At 66.7% G+C, this 22,714-nt stretch carries 27 protein-coding genes; 6 read left to right on the top strand and 21 right to left on the bottom strand.

Annotation, left to right across the window (positions count from 1 at the left end):
* Positions 1 to 15: 15 nt before the first annotated feature.
* The 3 genes from map to secY are packed head-to-tail and all read right to left on the bottom strand — an operon-like array spanning position 16 to position 2,716.
* A complete protein-coding gene (gene map / locus EB75_RS19730; RefSeq protein WP_073696987.1) occupies positions 16 to 819 on the bottom strand; it encodes a type I methionyl aminopeptidase in 804 nt (267 codons plus the stop codon).
* Positions 820 to 851: 32 nt separating this feature from the next.
* Positions 852 to 1,397 (bottom strand): adenylate kinase, encoded by a 546-nt coding sequence (locus EB75_RS19735; RefSeq protein WP_073696988.1) that lies wholly within the window; start codon positions 1,395 to 1,397, stop codon positions 852 to 854.
* Entirely contained in the window at positions 1,394 to 2,716 is a 1,323-nt protein-coding gene (gene secY / locus EB75_RS19740; protein WP_073697064.1) for a preprotein translocase subunit SecY, read from the bottom strand. The genes EB75_RS19735 and secY overlap by 4 nt, the downstream gene beginning before the upstream one ends.
* Before the next feature lie 328 nt (positions 2,717 to 3,044).
* Here secY and EB75_RS19745 point away from each other — a divergent pair, with 328 nt between their 5' ends.
* From EB75_RS19745 to EB75_RS19760, 4 genes are read left to right on the top strand one after another with little or no spacing between them, the layout of a single operon-like run.
* Entirely contained in the window at positions 3,045 to 3,971 is a 927-nt protein-coding gene (locus tag EB75_RS19745) for a class I SAM-dependent methyltransferase (RefSeq protein WP_073696989.1), read from the top strand.
* 32 nt (positions 3,972 to 4,003) lie between these two features.
* Complete coding sequence (locus tag EB75_RS19750; RefSeq protein WP_073696990.1) at positions 4,004 to 4,936, top strand: class I SAM-dependent methyltransferase; 933 nt, start codon at positions 4,004 to 4,006, stop codon at positions 4,934 to 4,936.
* Positions 4,937 to 4,955: 19 nt separating this feature from the next.
* Complete coding sequence (locus EB75_RS19755; RefSeq protein ID WP_073696991.1) at positions 4,956 to 5,867, top strand: class I SAM-dependent methyltransferase; 912 nt, start codon at positions 4,956 to 4,958, stop codon at positions 5,865 to 5,867.
* A gap of 5 nt (positions 5,868 to 5,872) precedes the next feature.
* The gene (locus EB75_RS19760) at positions 5,873 to 6,793 is read left to right on the top strand and encodes a class I SAM-dependent methyltransferase (RefSeq protein ID WP_073696992.1); all 921 of its coding nucleotides are present in this window, start codon (positions 5,873 to 5,875) and stop codon (positions 6,791 to 6,793) included.
* A gap of 4 nt (positions 6,794 to 6,797) precedes the next feature.
* On the opposite strand, the gene EB75_RS19765 is transcribed toward EB75_RS19760, so the two are convergent.
* Complete coding sequence (locus EB75_RS19765; RefSeq protein ID WP_234785451.1) at positions 6,798 to 8,123, bottom strand: MFS transporter; 1,326 nt, start codon at positions 8,121 to 8,123, stop codon at positions 6,798 to 6,800.
* 263 nt (positions 8,124 to 8,386) lie between these two features.
* Positions 8,387 to 10,174 (bottom strand): signal peptide peptidase SppA, encoded by a 1,788-nt coding sequence (gene sppA, locus EB75_RS19770; RefSeq protein WP_061001793.1) that lies wholly within the window; start codon positions 10,172 to 10,174, stop codon positions 8,387 to 8,389.
* A 107-nt stretch (positions 10,175 to 10,281) separates the two neighbouring features.
* Between sppA and EB75_RS19775 the strand changes: the two genes are divergently transcribed.
* Positions 10,282 to 11,508: a serine hydrolase domain-containing protein gene (locus EB75_RS19775; protein WP_061001800.1), complete on the top strand. Its 1,227-nt coding sequence runs from the start codon at positions 10,282 to 10,284 to the stop codon at positions 11,506 to 11,508.
* Between the two features lie 129 nt (positions 11,509 to 11,637).
* On the opposite strand, the gene rplO is transcribed toward EB75_RS19775, so the two are convergent.
* From rplO to EB75_RS30025, 12 genes are all read right to left on the bottom strand, one after another.
* A complete protein-coding gene (rplO, locus tag EB75_RS19780; protein WP_020101429.1) occupies positions 11,638 to 12,081 on the bottom strand; it encodes a 50S ribosomal protein L15 in 444 nt (147 codons plus the stop codon).
* Positions 12,082 to 12,261: a 50S ribosomal protein L30 gene (gene rpmD, locus EB75_RS19785; protein ID WP_020101428.1), complete on the bottom strand. Its 180-nt coding sequence runs from the start codon at positions 12,259 to 12,261 to the stop codon at positions 12,082 to 12,084. It abuts the gene before it with no gap.
* Between the two features lie 2 nt (positions 12,262 to 12,263).
* The gene (rpsE, locus tag EB75_RS19790) at positions 12,264 to 12,932 is read right to left on the bottom strand and encodes a 30S ribosomal protein S5 (protein ID WP_064858380.1); all 669 of its coding nucleotides are present in this window, start codon (positions 12,930 to 12,932) and stop codon (positions 12,264 to 12,266) included.
* 34 nt (positions 12,933 to 12,966) lie between these two features.
* A complete protein-coding gene (gene rplR / locus EB75_RS19795; protein ID WP_061001795.1) occupies positions 12,967 to 13,368 on the bottom strand; it encodes a 50S ribosomal protein L18 in 402 nt (133 codons plus the stop codon).
* A 2-nt stretch (positions 13,369 to 13,370) separates the two neighbouring features.
* The gene (rplF, locus tag EB75_RS19800) at positions 13,371 to 13,910 is read right to left on the bottom strand and encodes a 50S ribosomal protein L6 (RefSeq protein ID WP_061001796.1); all 540 of its coding nucleotides are present in this window, start codon (positions 13,908 to 13,910) and stop codon (positions 13,371 to 13,373) included.
* Between the two features lie 12 nt (positions 13,911 to 13,922).
* Positions 13,923 to 14,321, bottom strand: coding sequence for a 30S ribosomal protein S8 (gene rpsH / locus EB75_RS19805; RefSeq protein ID WP_020101424.1), 399 nt, complete (start codon positions 14,319 to 14,321; stop codon positions 13,923 to 13,925).
* Between the two features lie 670 nt (positions 14,322 to 14,991).
* Positions 14,992 to 15,177 carry a type Z 30S ribosomal protein S14 gene (locus EB75_RS19810; protein WP_005197641.1) on the bottom strand — a complete coding sequence of 62 codons (186 nt, stop codon included), beginning with the start codon at positions 15,175 to 15,177 and terminating at the stop codon, positions 14,992 to 14,994.
* A gap of 2 nt (positions 15,178 to 15,179) precedes the next feature.
* Positions 15,180 to 15,743 (bottom strand): 50S ribosomal protein L5, encoded by a 564-nt coding sequence (gene rplE / locus EB75_RS19815; protein WP_020101422.1) that lies wholly within the window; start codon positions 15,741 to 15,743, stop codon positions 15,180 to 15,182.
* Position 15,744: 1 nt separating this feature from the next.
* On the bottom strand, positions 15,745 to 16,062 hold the full coding sequence (gene rplX, locus EB75_RS19820) for a 50S ribosomal protein L24 (protein ID WP_020101421.1): 318 nt from the start codon (positions 16,060 to 16,062) through the stop codon (positions 15,745 to 15,747).
* Positions 16,062 to 16,430 carry a 50S ribosomal protein L14 gene (rplN, locus tag EB75_RS19825; protein ID WP_020101420.1) on the bottom strand — a complete coding sequence of 123 codons (369 nt, stop codon included), beginning with the start codon at positions 16,428 to 16,430 and terminating at the stop codon, positions 16,062 to 16,064. The genes rplX and rplN overlap by 1 nt, the downstream gene beginning before the upstream one ends.
* Positions 16,431 to 16,667: 237 nt before the next feature.
* Positions 16,668 to 17,798 (bottom strand): YeiH family protein, encoded by a 1,131-nt coding sequence (locus EB75_RS19830; protein WP_061001797.1) that lies wholly within the window; start codon positions 17,796 to 17,798, stop codon positions 16,668 to 16,670.
* A gap of 4 nt (positions 17,799 to 17,802) precedes the next feature.
* Positions 17,803 to 17,928: a hypothetical protein gene (locus EB75_RS30025; RefSeq protein WP_256370143.1), complete on the bottom strand. Its 126-nt coding sequence runs from the start codon at positions 17,926 to 17,928 to the stop codon at positions 17,803 to 17,805.
* 111 nt (positions 17,929 to 18,039) lie between these two features.
* Here EB75_RS30025 and EB75_RS19835 point away from each other — a divergent pair, with 111 nt between their 5' ends.
* On the top strand, positions 18,040 to 18,243 hold the full coding sequence (locus EB75_RS19835; protein ID WP_237162729.1) for a DMT family transporter: 204 nt from the start codon (positions 18,040 to 18,042) through the stop codon (positions 18,241 to 18,243).
* Between the two features lie 16 nt (positions 18,244 to 18,259).
* Here EB75_RS19835 and EB75_RS30030 read toward each other — a convergent pair whose 3' ends face one another.
* From EB75_RS30030 to sigK, 4 genes are all read right to left on the bottom strand, one after another.
* Complete coding sequence (locus EB75_RS30030; protein ID WP_286150257.1) at positions 18,260 to 18,979, bottom strand: hypothetical protein; 720 nt, start codon at positions 18,977 to 18,979, stop codon at positions 18,260 to 18,262.
* Between the two features lie 9 nt (positions 18,980 to 18,988).
* A complete protein-coding gene (locus EB75_RS19850; RefSeq protein WP_073696995.1) occupies positions 18,989 to 21,340 on the bottom strand; it encodes an arylsulfatase in 2,352 nt (783 codons plus the stop codon).
* 115 nt (positions 21,341 to 21,455) lie between these two features.
* The gene (locus EB75_RS19855) at positions 21,456 to 22,142 is read right to left on the bottom strand and encodes an anti-sigma factor (RefSeq protein WP_073696996.1); all 687 of its coding nucleotides are present in this window, start codon (positions 22,140 to 22,142) and stop codon (positions 21,456 to 21,458) included.
* The gene (sigK, locus tag EB75_RS19860; RefSeq protein ID WP_073696997.1) at positions 22,139 to 22,702 is read right to left on the bottom strand and encodes an ECF RNA polymerase sigma factor SigK; all 564 of its coding nucleotides are present in this window, start codon (positions 22,700 to 22,702) and stop codon (positions 22,139 to 22,141) included. The genes EB75_RS19855 and sigK overlap by 4 nt, the downstream gene beginning before the upstream one ends.
* Positions 22,703 to 22,714 lie beyond the last annotated feature (12 nt).

Genomic DNA, 22,714 nt, shown 5'->3' on the forward strand with positions numbered 1-22,714 from the left:
ATCCGGTTCACCGGATCAGTCGCGCAGCAGGGTGAGGATTCGTGGCCCGTCTTCTGTGACAGCAACGGTGTGTTCCCAGTGTGCGGCACGGGAGCCGTCCTTGGTAACTACCGTCCACTCATCTTCGAGAATTACCGTCTTCGAGGTACCCAACGTCAGCATCGGCTCGATTGCCAGCACCGAACCCGGTTCGAGGAATGGGCCCCGACCGGGCGACCCCTCGTTGGGCAGGAACGGGTCCATGTGCATCTCTTGACCGATGCCGTGCCCGCCGTAGCCTGCGACGATGCCGAACTTGCGGTCGTAGCGGGCGGACGCCGCGTGGGTCCCCCGCTCGATGGCATACGAGACGTCGGTCAGCCGGTTACCGGGGACCATGGCGGCGATGCCGGCCTCCATGGACTCACGGGTGGCGTCGGACAGCTTCTGGTCGGCGTCGATCAGCGGGCCGACACCGAACGTCACGGCCGAGTCGCCGTGCCAGTTGTCCAGGATGGCGCCGCAATCGATCGAGACCAGGTCACCGCTGACGAGCACCTCGTCGGCGGTCGGAATGCCGTGCACCACGCGGTCGTTGACCGACGCGCAGATGGTCGCCGGGAAGCCGTGATAGCCCAGGAACGACGGGATGCCGCCACCATCGCGGATGACGGACTCGGCGATCTGGTCCAGCTCGAGAGTGGACATCCCGGGCACGGCCGCTTCACGGACCGCCTTCAGCGCCGCCGCCACCAGCGAGCCGGCAGCCGCCATGGCGTCCAGTTCGCCGGGTGTCCGCTGCGGGACGACCTTACGGCCGCGTCGGGGTAGACCAATCATCGAAAGCTACTGACTTCAGCCGGAGTGGCGGCTCAGCCGCCGAGCGCCTGGAGGGCGCGGGCGAAGACCTCGTCGAGGCCGCCGACCGCGTCGACCGACACCAGTTCGTCCTGGTAGTAGTCGAGCAGCGGGGCGGTCTCGTCCCGGTACACCTTCATGCGGTTGAGGATGACCTCTTCGGTGTCGTCGGCGCGGCCGCGGCTCTTGAGCCGGGTCAGCAGCTCGGACTCCGACACGCGGAACTCCAGCACGGCGTCCAGCTTCAGGCTGCGCTTGGCCAGCATCTCGCGCAGCGCGACAGCCTGCTCGACCGAGCGGGGGAAGCCGTCGAGGATGAATCCGGCGGCGGTGTCGTCGGCGTCGAGACGATCGTCGACCAGCGCGTTGGTCAGCTCGGCCGGGACCAGGTCGCCGGCGTCGAGGTACTTCTTGGCCTCGACACCCAGCGGGGTGCCCTTGCTGATGTTGCTACGGAACAGATCACCCGTGGAGATCTGCGGGATGCCGAACTTCTCGGCGAGCTTCTCGGCCTGGGTGCCCTTGCCTGCTCCCGGCGGTCCCAGCAGAACCATTCTCATTTGAGGAACCCTTCGTAGTTGCGCTGCATGAGCTGGCTCTCGATCTGCTTCACCGTGTCCAGACCCACGCCGATCATGATCAGCACGGCTGTACCGCCGAACGGCAGGTTCTGTGCACTGCTGCCGCCGCTCTGCAGGAACAGATTAGGCAGCACGGCGATCAAACCGAGGTAAATCGAGCCGGGCAACGTGATTCGGCCGAGCACGTAGCGGAGGTAGTCGGCGGTCGGCTTCCCGGGGCGGATGCCGGGGATGAAACCACCGAACTTCTTCATCTCGTCCGCCCGCTCGTCGGGGTTGAACGTGATGGACACGTAGAAGTAGGTGAAGAAGACGATCAGGCCGAAGTAGATCGCGATGTAGACCGGGTCGGCCGGGTTGGTCAGGTACTTGGCGACGGCCTTGGACCACCAGCCGTTGGACGCGTTCGGATCGCCGGCGGTGACCAGCTGGGTGACCAGGTGCGGGATGTAGATCAGCGACGAGGCGAAGATGACGGGGATGACGCCGGCCTGGTTGACCTTAAGCGGCAGGTAGGTCGAGGTGCCGCCGTACATCCGGCGGCCCACCATGCGCTTGGCGTACTGCACCGGGATACGGCGCTGGCCCTGCTCGACGAAGACGACGCCGACGATGATGACCAGGGCCGAGATGACGACCGCGGTGAACACGACGCCGCCGCGGCTCTCCAGGATGGACTGTCCTTCGGACGGGATACGCGCGGCGATACCGGCGAAGATCATCAGCGACATGCCGTTGCCGATGCCACGCTCGGTGACCAGCTCACCCATCCACATGACCAGGGCGGCGCCCGCGGTCATGACCAGCACGATCACCACGAGGGTGAAGATGCTCTGGTCCTGGATGATGTTCAGGGTGCAGCCCTGCAGCAGGTTGCCGCTGGCGGCCATCGCGACGATGGAGGTGCCCTGCAGGACAGCCAGCGCGATCGCGAGATAACGCGTGTACTGCGTCATCTTGGCCTGACCGGACTGGCCTTCCTTCTGCAGCTGTTCGAAGCGCGGAATGACCACGACCAGCAGCTGCACGATGATGCTCGCGGTGATGTAGGGCATGACGCCGACCGCCAGCACCGACAGCTGCAGCAGCGCGCCGCCGGAGAACAGGTTGATCAGCGAGTAGACCTGCGCGGAATCACCACCGGCGACCTGCTCGATGCACTTCTGCACGTTCGGGTAGTTCACCCCGGGGGACGGCAGTGCAGCACCGGCCCGATACAGGATGACGACACCCAGCGTGAAGAGGATCTTGCGTCGCAGATCGGCCGTCCGCAGGGACGAGATAAAAGCCGAAAGCACTCTTCCTCCTGCGCAGCCGAGCTCGGGCCGCGGCGTGCTGATGGGGCTGGTCAGGTCCAGCGTCTGGTTAATTCCGTGCACGACCGGCAACAGGTACCCGACCTGCTGAGCCGCGCCGTCAAATCAGTCTCCGAGAATAACAGTTGCCGTCCCCGCGACCCGCATCTGCTCGGTGCCGAACCCTTCCTACCCAGCCCGGATCAGTCGATACGCGCCGTGACCCGGCGTTTCTGCCGAGTTCAGGAACGGCGCGTACAGTCGCCGACAGGTTGTTACATGAGCTAACTACCGACCCGCTCACCGGGTGACTCACGACAGGAACGACGCGATGGCACGTACTGACAACGACAGCTGGGACCTGGCCTCGAGTGTGGGAGCGACCGCGACGATGGTCGCCGCCGCGCGCGCCCTGGCCACCAACTCCGAAGACCCGATCATCGACGACCCGTTCGCCGCTCCCCTGGTCCGCGCGGTCGGGGTCGACTTCTTCACCAAACTGGTCGACGGGACCGCCGACTTCAACGCGCTCGACGAGACCGGCGCCGGAATGGCCCGGTTCGCGAACAGCATGGCCGCGCGTACCCGGTTCTTCGACGATTTCTTCTATGACGCCTGCCGTGCCGGTATCCGCCAGGCCGTCATCTTCGCCTCCGGGCTGGACTCCCGGGCGTACCGGCTCGCGTGGCCGGCCGGCACCGTGGTGTACGAGCTCGACCAACCCGAGGTCCTCGCATTCAAGGCTCAGGCGTTGACGGATCTGGACGCCGCACCGACCACCGACCGGCGCGTAGTCGCGATCGACCTGCGCGACGATTGGCCGGCCGCCCTGCAGGACGCCGGTTTCGCCACCACCCAGCCGACGGCCTGGATCGCCGAGGGGTTGTTCGGCTACCTGCCGCCGGAGGCGCAGGACCGCTTGCTGGACCAGGTGTCCGAGCTCAGCGCACCGGGCAGCCGGATGGGTGCCGAGGGCGTGCCCGCCCTACACGAGCGCGACCACGAAGCGGCACGCGAGCGGATGAAGGCGATGTCCGACCACTGGCAGGCGCAGGGGTTCGACCTCGACTTCACCGATCTGGTCTACCTGGGCGACCGGGCCGACGTGACCACTTATCTGCAGAGTCACGGCTGGCAGAGCACCGCCGTCACGTCCAACGAGCTGCTGGTCCGGAATGGACTGCCGCCGATCGAAGTTGACCCGAACAGCGACCAGGGCACCTTCGCCGAGGTCAACTACGTCACCGCGCTGCGCTGATCCCACTCCCCCGCACCGACAGGACTGAACCGATGACCCGCACCGACAGCGACACCTGGGATCTGGCCTCGAGCGTGGGCGCCACCGCGACCATGGTGGCCACCGCCCGCGCCCTGGCCACCAAGGAACCCGAACCCCTCATTCACGACCCGTATGCCGATCCGCTGGTGCGGGCCGTCGGTGTCGACTTCTTCATCAAGCTGCTGGACGGGCAGGTCGACCTCACGGGCGACGTCGGGACGGCCGCCGCCATGATGACGACGCTGATGGCGGTGCGGACCAAGTTCTTCGACGACTTCTTCGTCTCCGCCACCGGCGGTGGCGATTCGGCCGGGGCGACGGAGTCCGTTGAAATCCGGCAGGCCGTCATCCTGGCCGCCGGCCTCGACTCCCGCGCCTACCGATTGGACTGGCCCGCCGGCACCGTCGTCTACGAGATCGACCAGCCCGAGGTGATCGCCGCCAAGACCGGCGCCATGGCGCAGATCGGGGCCACACCGACGTGCGAGCGCCGCACCGTCGCGATCGATCTGCGTGAGGACTGGCCGGCCGCCCTGCGCGCCGCCGGTTTCGATCCCTCGGCGCCGACCGCCTGGATCGCCGAAGGGCTGCTGATCTACCTGCCACCGGAAGCGCAGGACAAGCTGTTCGACAGCATCACCGCCCTGTCGGCACCCGGCAGCCGGCTGGCCACAGAGTTCCACACCGACCACGGTGCCGGCATGCGCCAGCGTGGTGCGGCCATGAGCGAGCGGTGGCGCGGCGCCGGGCTGGACCTCAACCTGACCGACCTCTGGTACCAGGGCGACCGCACCTCGGTGGTCGAGCACCTGGACGCCAGCGGCTGGAATACCACCGCCCGTCCGCGCCTTGAAGTGTTCGCCGAGTACGGCCGCCCCCTCGCCGAGACCGAAGACACTGCGGCGCTGCGTAATTCACTGTCCGTGACGGCCATCAAGAACTAGGACTAGGAGCTGGACCCATATGACACGAACTGACGGAGATTCCTGGGACCTGGCCTCCAGCGTCGGGGCCACCGCCACCATGGTCGCCGGACAGCGCGCCCTCGCCCACCGGGAGCAGCTCATCGACGACCCGTACGCCGAGCCGCTGGTGCGGGCCGTCGGGCTGGACTTCTTCATCAAGGCGCTCGACGGCGACATCGATCTGAGCGACGTCAACCCGGCTTTCACCCCGCGGCGCGCGGCCGAGGGCATGACGGTACGTACCCGCTGGTTCGACCAGCTGTTCCTCGATGCGGCAGCTGCCGGCGTGCGACAGGCCGTGATCCTGGCCGCCGGTCTGGATGCGCGCGCCTACCGGCTGCCCTGGCCCGAGGGCACCGTCGTCTTCGAGGTGGACCAGCCCGAGGTCATCGAGTTCAAGTCGACGACGCTCGCCGGCCTCGGCGCAGAGCCGACGGCCGAGCGTCGCACCGTCGCCGTCGACCTGCGCGATGATTGGATGCAGGCCCTGCGGGACAACGGCTTTGATCCCGCGGCACCCACCGCGTGGATCGCCGAAGGGCTGCTGATCTACCTACCACCGGAGGCCCAGGATCGGCTGTTCGACAACATCACCGCGCTGTCCGCCCCCGGCAGCTTCGTGGCCGCCGAGCAGGTGGGCGATCTGAGCACCGCGTTCGACGACGAGCGCATCCAGCAGATGCGCGACCGGATGAAGGCGCTCGGTTCGAACATCGAGATGGCCGACCTGATCTACCAGGGTGACCGCAACCACGTCACCGACTACCTGACCGGTCTCGGCTGGGACGTCACCGCCCGGTCGGTGAAAGAAGCCCACGGCGACAACGGCTTCCAGTACCCGGACGACGAACTGTCTCGGGCCTGGACCCAGTTGAAGTACGTCCGCGCCGAGCTCGGCCAGAAGCGATAACCGCGATGGCACGCGAACACGGGGACAGCTGGGATCTGGCATCGAGCGTCGGCGCGACGGCCACGCTGGTGGCGACGGGGCGAGCGATCGCCAGCACCCACGACCACGGACTGATCGACGATCCGTTCGCGGCGCCGCTGGTGCGGGCCGTCGGGATCGAAGCCTTCACCAAGATGGTCGACGGTGAGCTGGACCTGGCCGCCCTCGAAGCCTTCGCCCCGGACGTGGCGGCGCGCGCCCGGGCCAATATCGATGAAATGGCCGTGCGCACCCGGTTTTTCGATGACTACTTCGCGGCGGCGACCGATGGCGGCATCCGCCAGGCCGTCATCCTGGCCTCCGGGCTGGACTCGCGCGGGTACCGGCTGCCGTGGCCCGACGGCACGGTGGCGTACGAGATCGACCAGCCCGAGGTCATCGAGTTCAAGACCCAGGCCCTGGCCGGCCTCGGCGCCACCCCGACTGCCGAACGCCGGACCGTGCCGATCGATCTGCGTGAGGACTGGCCAACAGCCTTGCGGGCGGCCGGTTTCGATCCCAGCCGGCCGACGGCGTGGTTGGCCGAGGGTCTGCTGATCTACCTGCCGCCCGAGGCGCAGGACACGCTGTTCGACAACATCCATGAACTCAGTGCGCCGGGTAGCGCCGTGGCCACCGAATTCGTGCCCGGGCTCAAGGATTTCGACCCGGACCGGGCTCGCGAAGCCGCGGCCGGGTTCCAACAGCTCGGTTTGAACATGGATATGCCGTCGCTGGTCTACCACGGCGAAAGGCATTCCGCCGCAGAGTATCTGGCCGCAAAGGGCTGGCAGACGACCGGCATCGGCCGGAAGGATCTGTACGCCCGGTACGGGCTGACGGCTGCGGACCTCGGCGACGACGACCCGATGCGCGAAATCATCTACATCAGCGGCAGTTTGGGCTGACGAACTATGGGCTCACAAGTGCGTGTTGGTAATCCAACTGCGGCGGCGCCGCGGGCGTACCGGGCGTCTCGGTGCCACTGATCGGGCAGCGCGCGGTTTCAGGCACCTTGATCAGAGCGAGCGCGCCGATGATGCACGCCACCATCATGTAATAGGCAGGCACCAGGCGGTCGCCGGTTACCCCGACCAGCCAGTCGTTCACCACGGGGGCGGTGCCACCGAACAGCGAAGTCGACAGGTTGTAAGCGATCGCGAAGCCCGCATAGCGGACCTGCGTGGGGAACATCGCCGGGAACGTCGCCGAGATCGTCGACAGCTGTGGGACGTACAGCAGGCCCAACACGGCAAATCCGATGACCGCACCCCATGTGCCGGTCGCCATCAGCAAGAACATCGGCACCGCGCCGAGAAACAGGCCTCCCAGCGAAAACCACCACATCGGTTTGCGGCCCAGGCGATCAGACAGACTGCCCGACAGCGGAAGAAATACCATCATCGACACCATGCCGATGATGGGAACGATCAGCGCCTGCCGGCTCGACAGACCGATGGTGCGCTGCAAGTAGGTCGGCATATAGCTCAGCAGCGTGTAGTTGACGACATTGAGCGCAACGACCAGGCCACCCAGCTGCAGAACCGGGACCCAGTGCCGGCCGACGAGATCCTTGAACCGGGCGAACGCACTCTCGTCGGTTCCCCCGGACCGCTCGAGGTCACGGAACACCGGGGTGTCCTCGAGCTTGGACCTCAGGTAGACACCGACCAGGCCCAACGGTGCCGCCACCAGGAACGGCAATCGCCAGCCCCACGAACTCATCTCGCCGTCAGTGAGCGCAACCGAGAAACCGAGCATCAACAATGCGCCGAGCGAAAACCCGGCCAGCGTACCGAATTCCAGAAAGCTACCCAGGAATCCACGCCGACGGGACGGCGCATACTCCGCCATGAACGTTGCGGCGCCGCCATATTCACCGCCAGTCGAGAAACCCTGGATCATCCGGAGTGCCACCATGATGGCGGGTGCCCACAGGCCGATCGCGGCGTAGGAGGGCACCAGACCGACACAGAATGTCGCGCCGGCCATCAGCACGATGGTCACCGCCAGCACATGTTTGCGTCCGACCCGGTCGCCCAACGGTCCCCAAACGAGTCCGCCGAGCGGGCGGACGAGGAATGACACCGCAAAAGTGGCGAGCGCCAACAACGTTGCCTCTGCAGTGTCACCGGGAAAGATGGCGTCGGATATGTAGCCCACACCGTAGGCGTAGATTCCGTAGTCGAACCATTCGGTGGCGTTGCCGATCGCCGATGCGGCGATCGCCCGCTTCAACGCCCCGGAGTCGGGCGGCTCCCCTGCGGGCTCGCCAGCGGTCGGCGGTTTGCCGCCGAATTCTCGTGTCGGGTGCTCTCGCGCGGGCACAGTTCCTCCAAGTGTCCGACGACACCCGTTCCTCCGTGCGCGCTATGGCTGATCTGCCGGATGTACATCCGCAGGACCAGGCCGTCGTCTCGTCAGCAATTCATCAGTTGCCAGGACCCGACGTTACCGTGCCTGTCCGCCGATGCGCTGCGCATCGCCGCAATGTGTTGCGGTCAGAATCGGCAATCCCCCAGCCACAGCGCGCTGACCCCGGTCATCGACCGCTCGGCCTGGCCGAGCGCACCGACCAGCGACCGGCCGAGCAGTGCCGCCACCGCTTCCGGCAACGACGCCGCGGCCGGCTGCGAGGAAGGCTTGGGCCGCATGCGGTCCAGCAGTGACGAGCCCGGGTAATCGACAGTTCGGACAGGAGCTTCAACATCGATACCGGCCAGCACCTTGGCTCGGCGCACGGCGGTCCGCAGCCCACCGAGTTCGTCGACCAGGCCGTGCTCCTTCGCGTCGGCACCGGTCCAGATGCGGCCGCGCGCCACCTGCTCGACGGCCTCGACCGGCAGGCTGCGGCCCTCGGCGACGCGTGCCACGAAGTCGGTGTAGAAGAGGTCCGCCTCGGCCACCACGTGCGCATGCTGGGCCTCGGTGAAGGGCTGATTAGCCGACCAGGCATCGGCATTCTCGTTGGTACGCACGGCATCCGACCCGACACCGAGCCGTTCCTTGAGCCCCTTGGTGACGAGCTTTCCGGTGACCACACCGATCGATCCGGTAATGGTGCCGGCGTTGGCGACGATGTGGTCGGCCGCCATCGACACGTAGTAACCGCCCGACGCGGCGACCGCACCCATCGACGCGACGACCGGCTTACCCGCCTCGCGCAGCCGCGCCACCTCGCGCCAGATGGTCTCCGAACCCGTGACCGCGCCACCCGGACTGTCCACACGCAGCACGACGGCTGCGACGTCGTCGTCCGCGGCGGCTTCCCGCAGGGCGGCGGCGATCGTGTCGCCGCCGACGCTCGACGGTCCGGGAGGGAAGGCGCTCGGGCCGCCCCGGCCACTGACGATGGGGCCCGCCATGGTGACCACGGCAATGGTCGGCTTGTGTTTGCGGCCCGGCAGCGGCGGCACCTCGGGCAGCGTGTGGCCGGCGGTGGCCTTGGCGTACCGGGACAGGAACAACCGCGGTGGCGCGTCCTCGCCGTCGGCTTCCGCTGCGCCACCGGTCAATTCGCCGACCCGGGCATAGGCCTCGTCACGGAACCCGATGCGGTCCACCAGTTTGGCGGCCAGTGCGTCGTCGCGCAGCAGCGGCGCCCGGTCGACCAGGGTGTCGAGCTCGTCGGCGTCGACGCCGCGGGATTCCGCGATGGCGGCCAGCACCTGGGCGTGCAGGCTCTCGATGAGGCGGCCGTCGGCCTCGCGGTGCGGCTCGGTGTAGCGGTCCTGCGTGAACATGTTGGCCGCCGACTTGTACTCACCGCGCGCCACGAACTGCGCCTCGATACCGGCCTTGTCGAACGCGTCGCGCAGGAACAGCGCATTGGTCGCGAAACCCACCAACCCGACGGTGCCCGACGGCTGCATCCACACTTCCCGGAACGCCGAGGCCAGGTAGTAGGACATGGTGCCGGGGTAGGTCTCGGCCCATGCGATCGACGGTTTGACGGCGCTGAACGCGGCGATGGCGTCACGCAGCTCCTGCACGGGACCGGCTGCAGCAGCGGGCAATTGAACCCGGGCGATCAGTCCGGCCACCCGCTTGTCGTCGGCTGCGCGGTGGATGGCGGCCACGGCGTCGCGCAGCACGAGCGGCCGCGCGTTGCCCATGACGAAGGCGATCGGGTCGAAGCCGGCGGTCTCCGGCGGCACGGCCTGCAGGTCGAGTTCCAGTACGCAGCCGTTGGGCACGCCGTGGTGACGCGCCGTGTCGACTTTGCGGACAAGGGCACGCAACTCGTCGGGGCCGGGGAGACCGGGCAGGCTTGGCCGGAAAGCAAACATGTTCCGAGCCTACCGATTCGCCGTCGCATGCCGAGCAGACGCAAAACTGTCCATTTCGTGCCCTGTTTCGACAGTTTTGCGTCTCCTCGCGGGTGATGATCGACGCCATGGTGCTCAAGGTCTCTGTCTCCCCTGATCTGGTCCACGGCGATGCCGACGACGGCTACGGCAAGGTCGCCGACGCGTTCCGGGCCAACTTCGCGGCCGGGGGCGAGGTCGGCGCGGCGCTGTGCGTCTACCGTGACGGCCGCAAGGTCGTCGACATGTGGGGCGGCTACCGCGACGGGATCAGCCGGGCGCCGTGGCAGGCCGACACCATGGTCAACATGTTCTCGTCAACGAAAGGTGTTGCAGCCCTAGCCGTTGCGCACGCGGTGTCGAAAGGGCTCTTCGATTACGACGAGCGGGTCAGCACGTACTGGCCCGAGTTCGCCGCGCAGGACAAGGGCGACGTCACCGTGCGTCAGCTGCTGGCGCACCAGGCGGGCCTGTGCGTCCTGACGCCCAACCCGCTGCTGTCCGACATCGCCGACCCGGTGCGACTCTCCGCCATCCTCGCCGCGCAGAAACCCGCATGGACGCCCGGCACCCGGCACGGGTATCACGCCATCACCATCGGCTGGTACGAGTCCGAGCTGATCCGTCGCACCGATGGCCGTACGCTCGGCCGCTATCTCGCCGAGGAGATCACCGGGCCGTCGGGCCTCGACCTGTACATCGGTCTGCCGGACTCGGTCGATCGGAACCGGCTCGCCACGTTGCACCATTGGCAGCGTTACGAGTCCTTGCGGCACCTCGACGTCATGCCGGCCGGGTTCCTGATCGGCAGCCTCAACCCGCGCGGGTTGCTGGCCAGGACCGCCGCCATCCCCGCCGACATCGACCCCTACGCCGGCGACTACAACACCGACAAGGTGCGCCGCGTCGAGATCCCGTCCGCCAACGGCACCGGCACGGCGCGCGCACTGGCCGGCCTCTACGGCGCCGCGGCGACCGGCGGGAGCGAAATAGGTTTCACCCCAGAGATTTTCGATGCATTGATCGCCCCGCCGCGCAATCCGTCGGGCGGCACGCGGGACATGGTGCTGCGGCTGGACGGCGCATACTCCCTCGGCTTCTGCAAGGAGTTCCCGCGGATGGTGTTCGGCTCGTCGGGAAAGGCGTTCGGCACGCCCGGCTTCGGTGGCTCGTTCGGCTTCGCCGACCCCGACACCGGCGTGGGCTTCGGCTACGTGATGAACCGACTGGGCTTCCATCTGGTCAGCGATCCCCGCGAGCTGGCCATCCGGCAGGCACTCTTCCACGACGTCCTCGGCGCCCGGTTGCAGAGCTAGCTGCAGGACCAGGCCACCGAAACTGAGCTTGTGTGCCAATTCCCCGACGAACTTGGCACACAAGCTCATTCTCGGCGGACACAAAAGGGAGCCCCGGCCGAAGGCCGAGACTCCCTTTTTGCGAAACAGTTACAGCTCGGTGGCGCTACCACCGGCAGCGGTGATCGCCTCGCGGGCGCTACCGCTGAACTTGTTGGCGGTGACGTCGACCTTGACGGCCAGCTTGCCGTCGCCGAGCACCTTGACCAGGGTGTTCTTGCGAACCAGGCCCGCGGCCACCAGCTCGTCCACACCGACGGTGCCGCCCTGCGGGAACGCCTTGGCGAGGTCGCCGACGTTCACCACCGCGTACTCCGTGCGGAAGCGGTTGCGGAAGCCCTTGAGCTTCGGCAGACGCATGTGGATCGGCATCTGGCCACCCTCGAACGTCACGGGGACGTTCTTGCGGGCCTTGGTGCCCTTGGTACCACGACCAGCGGTCTTACCCTTGGAGCCCTCACCACGACCGACGCGGGTCTTGGCCTTCTTGGACCCCGCGGCCGGCTTGAGGTCGTGCAGCTTGATGACGCTCATTTACGCCTCCTCAACCGTGACGAGGTGGTTGACCACCGCGAGCAGACCACGGGTCTGCGCGTTGTCCTCGCGAACGACGGACTGGCGGATCTTGCGCAGTCCCAGCGTCCGCAGGCTCTCGCGCTGCTTCCACCGGGCACCCACGGTGCCACGCACCTGGGTGATCTTCAGTTCAGCCATGATTATGCCGATCCTTCACGCGCTGCCGAGGCGGCGAGCGCTTCTGCCTCACGCCGGGCCCGCAGCATGCCGGCCGGCGCAACATCTTCGATGGGCAGGCCACGACGGGCCGCCACTTCCTCCGGACGCTGCAGCTGCTTCAGCGCGGCAACGGTGGCGTGCACCACGTTGATCGCGTTGTCGCTGCCCAGCGACTTGGCCAGGATGTCGTGCACGCCGGCGCATTCCAGCACCGCGCGAGCCGCACCACCGGCAATGACACCGGTACCCGGGCTGGCCGGACGCAGCATCACGACACCGGCAGCAGCCTCACCCTGAACCGGGTGCACGATCGTGCCACCGATCAGTGGGACGCGGAAGAAGCCCTTGCGAGCCTCCTCGACACCCTTGGCGATGGCGGCCGGAACTTCCTTGGCCTTGCCGTAGCCGACGCCCACCATGCCGTGGCCGTCACCGACGATCACCAGCGCGGTGAAGCTGAAGCGCCGACCACCCTTGACCACCTTCGAAACGCGGTTGATGGTGACAACGCGCTCGATGTAGTTGCTCTTCTCACCGCGGTCGTCGCCGCGACCACGGCCACCGCGGTCATCGCGGCGACCACGGCCGTCGCGGTCACCACGACCGCCACGGTTGTCCTGCGCCGAAGCGGCGCCAGCCTGCTCGGCCATCATGCAGTCCTTCCGGTCATCTTCAAGTAAGTCATTAGAACGTCAACCCGCCTTCACGAGCGGCGTCCGCGAGAGCGGCGATCCGGCCGCCGTAGCTGTAGCCACCGCGGTCGAAAACGACCTCGGAGATGCCGGCAGCCTTGGCGCGCTCGGCGATCAGCTGACCCACCCGGGTGCTGACGGCCTTCTTGTCACCGTCGACGGCACGCACGTCGGCCTCGATGGACGACGCGGCGGCCAGCGTGGTGCCGGTCAGATCGTCGATCACCTGGACGTGGATGTGCCGCGAGGAGCGGTTGACCATCAGGCGCGGACGCTCGGCGGTGCCGGCGACCTTCTTGCGCAGACGGGCGTGACGACGCAGACGCGCCACCCGACGGGTCTCAGAGATGTTCTGGCCCAACGGCTTACGCTTGTCAGTCTCAGTGTTGGCCATTGCTACTTACCTGTCTTTCCGACCTTGCGGCGGATCTGCTCACCCTCGTAGCGAATGCCCTTGCCCTTGTACGGGTCGGGGCGACGCAGGCGGCGGATGACTGCCGAGATCTGGCCGACTTTCTGCTTGTCGATGCCGGACACCGAGAACTTCGTCGGGGTCTCGACTGCGAACGTGATGCCCTCGGGGGCTTCGATCAGCACCGGGTGGCTGTAGCCGAGCGCGAACTCCAGGTTCGAGCCCTTGGCCTGCACGCGGTAACCGACGCCGAAGATTTCCATCTTGGTGGTGTAGCCCTGCGTCACACCGGTCACCAGGTTGGCGATCAGGGTGCGGGACAGTCCGTGCAGCGAGCGGTTACGACGCTCGTCGTTCGGACGGGTGACCACGACGGCACCTTCGTCGTTGCGCGACACCTCGATGGGCTCGGCGACATCGAGAGTCAGGGTGCCCTTGGGGCCCTTGACCGCGACGTTCTGGCCGTCGATGGTCACATCGACACCGGCCGGAATGACAACCGGCTGCTTTCCAATACGCGACATGTTTTCTGCCCCCTACCAGACGTAAGCGAGGACTTCGCCGCCCACGCCCTGTCGAGCTGCCTGGCGGTCGGTGAGCAGGCCGGAGGACGTGGAGATGATCGCCACGCCCAGGCCACCCAGAACCCGCGGCAGGTTGGTGGATTTCGCGTACACCCGCAGACCGGGCTTCGACACCCGGCGGAGGCCGGCGATGCTGCGCTCGCGGCTCGGGCCGTACTTGAGGGAAACAACGAGGCTCTTGCCCACACGGGCGTCCTCGGTGCGGTAGTCGGTGATGTAACCCTCCTTCTTGAGGATCTCGGCGATGTTCGCCTTGATCTTCGAGTGGGGCAGGGTCACCTCGTCGTGGTACGCCGAGTTGGCGTTGCGCAGACGTGTCAAGAAGTCTGCGATCGGATCCGTCATTGTCATGACAGCGTTGATCAACCTTTCTCGCTGCGGTTCCCATGCATCACGCCCGTGTCGGTCCCACCTTGCGGTGGCTCGGCACGTCACATCGTGGGCCTGCTACGAAGTGTTTTCCCTTATCTGACCGAGGTCGGTCAGGGGTCGTGCATCAGTAGTGCAATCCGGCTTCGGAAGGCACATGCCGATCGGCCATTGGACGAAAACGCCCATGGCAGCCTGCCCAGTGTAGACAATGCGCAGCTCAGGGCCAAATCCGTGCGAGGGAGGGGCTTCCAGTGGCGAATATGCGACCCGACCGGTGGATTGCCGCGCAGATTCTGGCGAATTCGCCGCTCATTGCGGCATTTTCGGCGGCGCCTCGCCCGCATGCACATCGCAGATCCGCGTGGCGAGTACCTGAGTTCAATCGTGCGGCAATGTGCCGGCGATTATTGCACTCAGGGACGTCCGACGGCTCGGAACCATCCCTGGCTTCAATCACCATGGCTGCCAGTGCCTCGTGATTGAAGCTACGCATCTTCCCGGGCCGGGCCGCTGCCTGCCCGGGCGCGCCATGCCCGTCGCAGATCCGACGCATGACGCTAGGTGGGTGCCCATGCGACGGACAGACGCAAAAGCCGCCCCGGTCACGAGGACCGGGGCGGCTTTCTACAGCGTCATGAGACGGGCAGAGTCACCAGCTGGACTTCTGCACGCCGGGCAGCTCGCCGGCGTGGGCCATCTCCCGCAGGCAGATTCGGCACAGGCCGAACTTGCGGAACACCGAGTGCGGGCGACCGCACTTGTTGCAGCGGGTGTAGCCACGCACTGCGAACTTCGGCTTCTTGTTGGCCTTGTTGACCAGAGCCTTCTTTGCCATTGTCAGTTCTCCTTGAACGGGAAGCCCAGGGCCCGCAGCAACGCACGGCCTTCGTCGTCAGTGGTGGCCGAGGTGACGACCGTGATGTCCATGCCGCGGGGGCGGTCGATCGAGTCGACGTCGATCTCGTGGAACATCGACTGCTCGTTGAGGCCGAAGGTGTAGTTGCCGCTGCCGTCGAACTGCTTGGCCGACAGACCGCGGAAGTCGCGGATACGGGGCAGAGCGATGGAGATCAGGCGGTCCAGGAACTCCCACATGCGGTCGCCACGCAGGGTGACGCGGCAGCCGATCGGCATGCCCTCACGCAGCTTGAACTGCGCGATGGACTTGCGGGCCTTGCGGATTTCCGGCTTCTGGCCGGTGATCAGCGTCAGGTCGTTGACCGCGCCGTTGATCAGCTTGGCGTCGCGGGCGGCGTCACCGACACCCATGTTGACGACAACCTTGACCACGCCGGGGATCTGCATGACGTTGGCGTAGTTGAATTCATTGTTGAGCGCGTCGCGGATCTCTTCGCGGTAACGCGTCTTCAGCCGGGGCTGAGTGTTTTCCACAGTGGTCATCTCAGATGTCCTTGCCATTGCGCTTGGAGATACGGACCTTCTTGCCGCTCTCCTCATCGACGCGGTAGCCGATGCGGGTCGCGTTGCCGTCGGAGTCGACCACCATCACGTTCGAAACGTGGATCGGCGCCTCCTGGGTGACGATGCCACCCGACGATGCACCGCGCTCGTTCTGCGACTGCGCGGTGTGCTTCTTGATCCGGTTGACGCCCTCAACGAGCACCTTGTTGCGGGTCGGGTAGGCCTCGATGACCTTGCCCTTGGCACCCTTGTCCTTGCCGGCGATGACCAGCACGGTGTCGCCCTTGTGCACCTTCATCACAAAACCTCCGGGGCCAGCGAGACGATCTTCATGAACTTCTTCTCGCGCAGTTCGCGACCGACCGGCCCGAAGATGCGGGTACCGCGGGGGTCATTGTCGTTCTTGATGATGACGGCGGCGTTCTCGTCGAACTTGATGTAGCTGCCGTCCGGCCGGCGGCGCTCCTTGACGGTGCGCACGACGACGGCCTTGACCACGTCACCACGCTTGACGTTGCCGCCCGGGATGGCGTCCTTGACGGTCGCCACGATGATGTCGCCGATGCCGGCGTAGCGCCGCGACGAGCCACCGAGCACGCGGATGCAAAGGATTTCCTTTGCGCCCGTGTTGTCGGCGACCTTGAGTCGCGATTCCTGCTGAATCACTCGATCTCCTGACCTGGGTTTTGTATGCACGCCAGATACCGACCTGGACGTGCGCGGTCTTGTTGTCCAAAGGCACGCGAGGTCACGTGATGACCGGGGTCTGCCCTGGGCAACCCTTACATAGTAGGCGAGCAGCCATAACGCTCCAAATCGCTGCTCAACCAGCCTCGAAAACAACGAAATGGTCGCTGCCGTTCGTCGGCAGCGACCATCGCGTCGTTCTGGAACAGCGGACGATCAGCCCCCGATGCCCCAGCCCAGGACCCGCGACGTCAGCAGCACTAGTGCCAATGACACGGTCGCCACCACGACGAGGCCGATCACCGCGACGACGAGCGGGCGCCAGCCGGTGCGCGCGATCTGCCGGAAGTCGGTGGACAGCCCCACCCCGGCGAAGGTCAGTAGGAAGGCCCACTTGGACACCGCGGCCAGGTTCGCGATCTGCCCCTTGCTCAACAGCCCCGCGGTGACGACGGCCGAGACCGCGAGGAAGCCGAGCACGAACTTCGGGAACTTCTGCCAGACGAACGCCGCCTTGGCGCGCACGCCGGAGGCGACGGCGTCGGCCTCTCCCCTGGCGGCCCAGTAGATGGCGAAGCCGAGGACGACGAAGCCGATCAGCGCGTTGCGCACCGACTTCACCAGCACGGCGGTCTTGCCGGCCTCGTCGGAGAACAGGTAGCCGGTGGCTGTGGTCTCGGCGGTGTTGTCCACCGCGAGGCCGGCCCACAATCCGAATTCGTGGTCGGTCAGCCCGATGGCGTGACCCAGTGGGGGCAGAATGAACAGCGCGACGGCGCCGAGCGCCAGGATGGAGGCGATCGCGTAGCTGACGTCGGAGTTGCGAGCGCGGATGGCGCCCTTGGCCGCGATGATCGCCGACACGCCGCAGATCGACGTCCCGATGGCCAGCAGTGAGCCGAGCTTGCCGGACAGGCCGAACCACCGGGCCGCGGCGAGAATGATCGCGCCCGCGACGGTCATGTCGATCAGGATCTGCACCAGGCTGGCGGCGCCGAGCTTGAGGACGTCGCCGAGGACGAACCGCGCCCCCAACAGGACGATGCCGACCTTGAGCCAGAATTCGTACGTGGCCACACCGGGACGGAAGATCCGGTGCAGGCCAACGGTGTTGGTGATGATCAACCCGAAAACGATGGCCCACAGCACGTATTCGATGTCGGGCACGTGCCAGTGCTGATGCTTGGCCAGCGCCAGCCAGCCGATCTGGGCATATTTTCCGGCCAGGCCCACCGCGATCAGCAGCAGCAGACCGGGCACGTAGTCGAGGAACCTGCGGGCGCCCGTGGCTTCGGTGTGATCGCCCGATTCGACGTGGTCGGCGGTGTCAGCCGCATCGACGGTCATCGCGTCACCAACCGATCTTCGGCAGCACGCCGGCCACGGCCAGTGCCGTCACGGCCAGCCCCAAAATCGTTGCCCACCAATCAGTCCCGACGCGGCTTATCCAGCCTTGCGTCGCGTCGCTCTCAGTCATCACGCCTCTCCCGTCACCGATGTTGGGCTCATGGTGGCGGGTGCCGCGCCGCGTGCACAGGGATCTGCTCGCGCTGAATCTGAACGGACCGGCGGGTCAGCCGAGAAGCGCGTGCGCCAGCCGCGTCAGCGCGCCGCTGATCTGCGGACCCTGCCGGTCGGCACCGCCTATGCGGTGTTCACCGGCTTCGGCGCCGTCGGGGCCATCGCCATCGGGGTTCTGGTCCACAAGGATCCACTGAATATCGGCCGGTCGGTGGCCTTGTCGATGATCGTCGGCGGAATCGTGTTGGCGCGCTTGACCAATCCTGAGTAGTGAGCGGCAGCCCCGCTCAGCCCATCCGGATACCGAAATCCCCCAGCAGCACCGGCTTTGCCGCATCGAGTCCCTTCGAACCGGCGGGCCCCTGCAACTGCAGCGCGATGAGGTAGTCCCCGTTGTTGGTCCACACATGCACGATGCGGTCGACGTAATCGCTGCCGGAGCCGGGCTTGTCGGCGAGCACACCCATCAGCTTCTGCCCGCTGTAACCGCACAATTCGTCGGGCAGGATGCTGACGCTGTTGAATTCGTGGCCCGCGGTGCGCGCGTCGGCGTATCCCTGGAACGCCGCGGCGGCATCCTGCGGCGTTGGAGTGATCTTCACGGTGCCGGTCAGGCCGTCGGGACCGGCCAGGTTCAGCGCGACATCCCCGGACGGCGGCGCCCCCGGACTGAATCCATCAGGGACCGCGACGACGACGGTCGGCGAGCCGGGCGCTCCCGTGGTCGCGGTCATCGTCTGCGCGGGCGGGCTCGGCGGGTCGCAGACCTGCTCCCCTGCCGTGACGGGGCGTTTGGTGGTTTCGACCACTCCGTACGTCGGCAGGTCGGGCATCTTCGACCCGGATGCCGCCGTGGTCGACGACGACGGGGCAGACGTACTGGTCGTGATCGTGGTGCCGTCGGATTTGGTTGTAGTGGCAGGCTTCTCGTCGGTCTTACCGCCGCAGGCTCCCAACAGCACCGCCGCCGACATCGCGGCGACGCACCGGATGATCGGTCCGCTCATCTCAGTCCCCTAGTCCTTGCAGAACGCCTTGGCCAGTTCCTGTTCGACGTCAAGATACGGCGTACCCGAGATGTCGACGACGACTTTGGCGATGGTGCCACCGACAAAGGGAAACGGGGCCCGGAAGCGGTTCGACACCGGCTGGCCCGCGTTGCGCCCGACGGCGACGCCACCCCCGGCGAGACCGAAGGTGCCCGGGTGGGCGCGGATATCCGGGCGGGTTGCCACCACCGCGTCGTCGATGCGCAGTTCGACGGTGCCGAGCGGCGTGTGACTGCCTTCCACGGTGCCGGTGCGGTCGTAGTGGACGCCGAACACGTGCCGCCCCAAGGGCAACGGATCGAGCGCGGACACCACCTGCTCGTCTTCGCCCATGAAGTTGTAGACGTACTGCAGCCGGCCGTCCTGGACGAACAGCACATGTCCGCCATGGCCGGCGCCCTGCTTGAAAAGCACCCCTTCGGCGGCCGCCGATTCGACGTCGACCTCCGCCAGCACCGAGAACGACTGTCCCCGTAGTTCGACGCCGGCGCCGATACCCACCTCGGCGGTGCCCGGGTAGTAGGTGAACGTCTGACGGTCGCGCATCAGGTAGGGGCGGTCGCGCAGCAGCGTCTCGAACACGTTGAGGTCCGCCAGCGGCAGGCCGTTGTACTTGGCCGCCTCGGCGAACCAGAGTTCCTGCATTTCAGCAAGTTTCGCGGGATTCTGTGTGGCGAGGTCATGGCATTGACTGCGGTCTGATGCGATGTGGAAGAGCTCCCAGCGGTCCTTGTCGAAGTGCGACCACCCCGACGGCGTGGCGGCGTGCACCGTGTTGGCGAACCAGCCGTCGTGCCAGATGCCCCGCGTGCCCAGCATCGCGTAGAACTGCGTCGTCTTGCCGGTGCCGGCCGCCGAATCTTCGAGGGCCGCTTTGAAACTCACGCCTTCGAGCGGCCGCTGCGGCACGCCGCGCACCTCGGTCGGTGGTTCGATGTCCAGCAGGTCGTAGACCGTCGGGGTGATGTCGGCGACGTTGACGTAGTTGTCGCGCACTTCGCCGTGTGCGGCGATTCCGTTGGGCCAGCTGATGATCGCGGTGTCGGCGATACCGCCTTCATGGGAGGCATAGCGCTTGAACAGTTTGTAGGGCGTGTTGAAGGCCATCGCCCAGCCGATCGGATAGTGGTTGTAGGTGTCCGGCGAACCCAGGGTGTCGAAGTACCGCATGCTCTCTTCGACGGTGTCGATGTAGCCGTTGAAGAATTTGTTCTCGTTGACCGAGCCGTTGGGGCCGCCTTCGCCGCTGGCCCCGTTGTCGGAGATGACGACGATGAGGGTGTTGTCCAGCTGCCCCGACTCCTCCAGGTAGTCGAGAATCCGCCCGATCTGCGCGTCGGTGTACGACAGGAAGCCGGCGAACACCTCGGCCATGCGGGCGAACAGCCGCTTCTCGTCGTCGCTCAGTCCGTCCCAGGGCCGCACCGTGTCCTGCAGCGGCCACGGCTCACCGTTCGGACCCTTGACGTCCAGATAGGAATTCATGGGCGAGAGCTCGGTGTCGGGCGGCACGATGCCCAGGCGCTTCTGGTTCTCGAGCACCAGGTCGCGGTAGGCCTCGTAGCCCATGTCGAATTTGCCGGCGTATTTGTCGGCCCAATCCTTGAAGACGTGGTGCGGCGCGTGACCCGCCCCCGGACAGACGTACGAGAACCAGGGCTTGTCCGGAGCGATGACCTTGGCGTCCCGGATGAACTCGATGGTCTTGTCCGCCAGGTCTTTTGACAGGTGATAGCCCTCTTCGGGAGTGGCCGGTGGCGCGACGGGATGGTTGTCGTAGACCAGCTCCGGGTACCACTGGTCGGTCTCGCCGCCCATGAATCCGTAGAAGCGTTCGAAGCCGCGCGACAGCGGCCAGTGCCGTTTGGTGGACGCGAGGTTCGACTCCTCCAGCGGCGTCAGGTGCCATTTGCCGACGCAGTAGGTGTTCCAGCCCCGCTCGGCCAACACCTCGGACAGCAGTGCGGTCTCAAAAGGGATGCGGCCGTGGCAGTTCGGGAAGCCGTCGGTGAATTCCTCGATGGTGGCCATGCCCACCGAGGTCGCGTTGCGTCCGGTGAGCAGCGAGGCCCGCGTCGGCGAACACAGGGCGGTGGTGTGGAACTGCGACAGCCGCACCCCCTTGTCGGCGATGCGGCGCATGGCCGGCATGTCGACGAGGCCGCCGAAGCAGTCCCAGGTCGCGATGCCGGTGTCGTCCCACACCAGATACAGCACATTGGGTGCGCCCGCCGGTGCGACCGGCGCCGCGTAGGGAGTCCAGTCGGGCTCCGAGTCGCGGATGTCGAGTTTGATCTTGCCCTGGAATTCAGTTGCCATGACGCCTCGTCCCGGTCAGTGCTCGCCGAATCCGGCGATCCGCCCGGAGATTACACCCGGGAGCTGGGCTGCGCCCGCGATATTGACGTTCACGACGAGCTACCGCCGGCTACGCCTATGGCAGCACCACCCGGCCGACCATGTCGCCCGGCAACGCATCCGTAGCGCGGCCCAACGGCTCAACCGTCACACCCAGCGCCGTGGCCCGCCCGATGTCCGGCACCATCACAGTGCGCAGGTCACGCGTGGCCGGCGCGGCGGCAATCGGGACCCCGTCCTTCATCAGCCACACCTGATAGGCCATGCCCTGTGGCGGCGCGGCAGCCCCGTCGAACATCACCATGCCGTCGCCGCGCTCCCGGGAGTACACGACGGTCGCCGTCCCGCCGGAGCGCAGGGCCGTGGACACGCTGCGGACGTCGGGCGCCGTCATCACCCGTTCGGCGACCGGCGGTGCGGGCGGCGGGCGCAGCATCCAACCCGCCGCGAACGCGCTGCCGCCGACGGCGAGCACCGCCGCTGCGACCAGAACCGCATTACGCCACCGACGTTCGCGAGCCTGACTCCGGTTGCCTTGCAGCACAGCAACTCTCAGCGCCGCTGGCGGCGGCACGGCCGTGGCGTCCGACAGGGTCACCAGCGTCTCGCGAGCCTCGGCCACCTGACTGCGGAACGCCTCCGCCACGGCGCCGGGCGCCGTGGTCAGCCGCCGCTCGATCTCGGCACGTTCCGAGTCGGAGACGGCATCGAGCGCATACGGCACGGCCAACTCCAGCAGATCGAATTCGGACGGATCGGTCATGGTGTCCCCAGACAATCACGGAGCTTGCGCAGCCCTTCGCGCATCCGCGATTTCACGGTGCCGAGACTCGTGGCCAGTCGCTCGGAGACCTGCGCGTAGGTCAGGCCGTCGTAATAGGCCAATTCGATTGCCGCACGCTGCGAATCTGTGAGAGCGTCGAGGCAGCCGACCACGCGCCGACTGTCGTCACCCCGCACCGCCGCCTCCGCCACCACATCGGACGGCCGATCGAGATGCGTTGTGCCGTAGTCCCATTCACGACGACGGCTCGCCGCTTCCGCGCGTACCCGATCGACCGCCCGGCGGTGCGCCAGCGTCAGCACCCAGGCAACCGCCGAACCCTCGACGGAGTCGTAACCGGCAGCCGCACGCCACACCTGTGCGTACACCTCCTGCGTCGTCTCCTCGCTGTAGCCCGGATCCCGCAGCACCCGCAGGATCAGGCCGAACACCCGGGCACATGTCGCGTCATAGAACGACGCGAAAGCGTCGGCATCCCCTTCGGCGACACGCTCCAGCAAGGCACCGAGATCGGGGGCGTGCTCAGACGATACGGCCATCGTCGAGCAGCC

The organism is Mycobacterium sp. ST-F2 (assembly GCF_001905655.1).
Taxonomy (GTDB): Bacteria; Actinomycetota; Actinomycetes; order Mycobacteriales; family Mycobacteriaceae; genus Mycobacterium.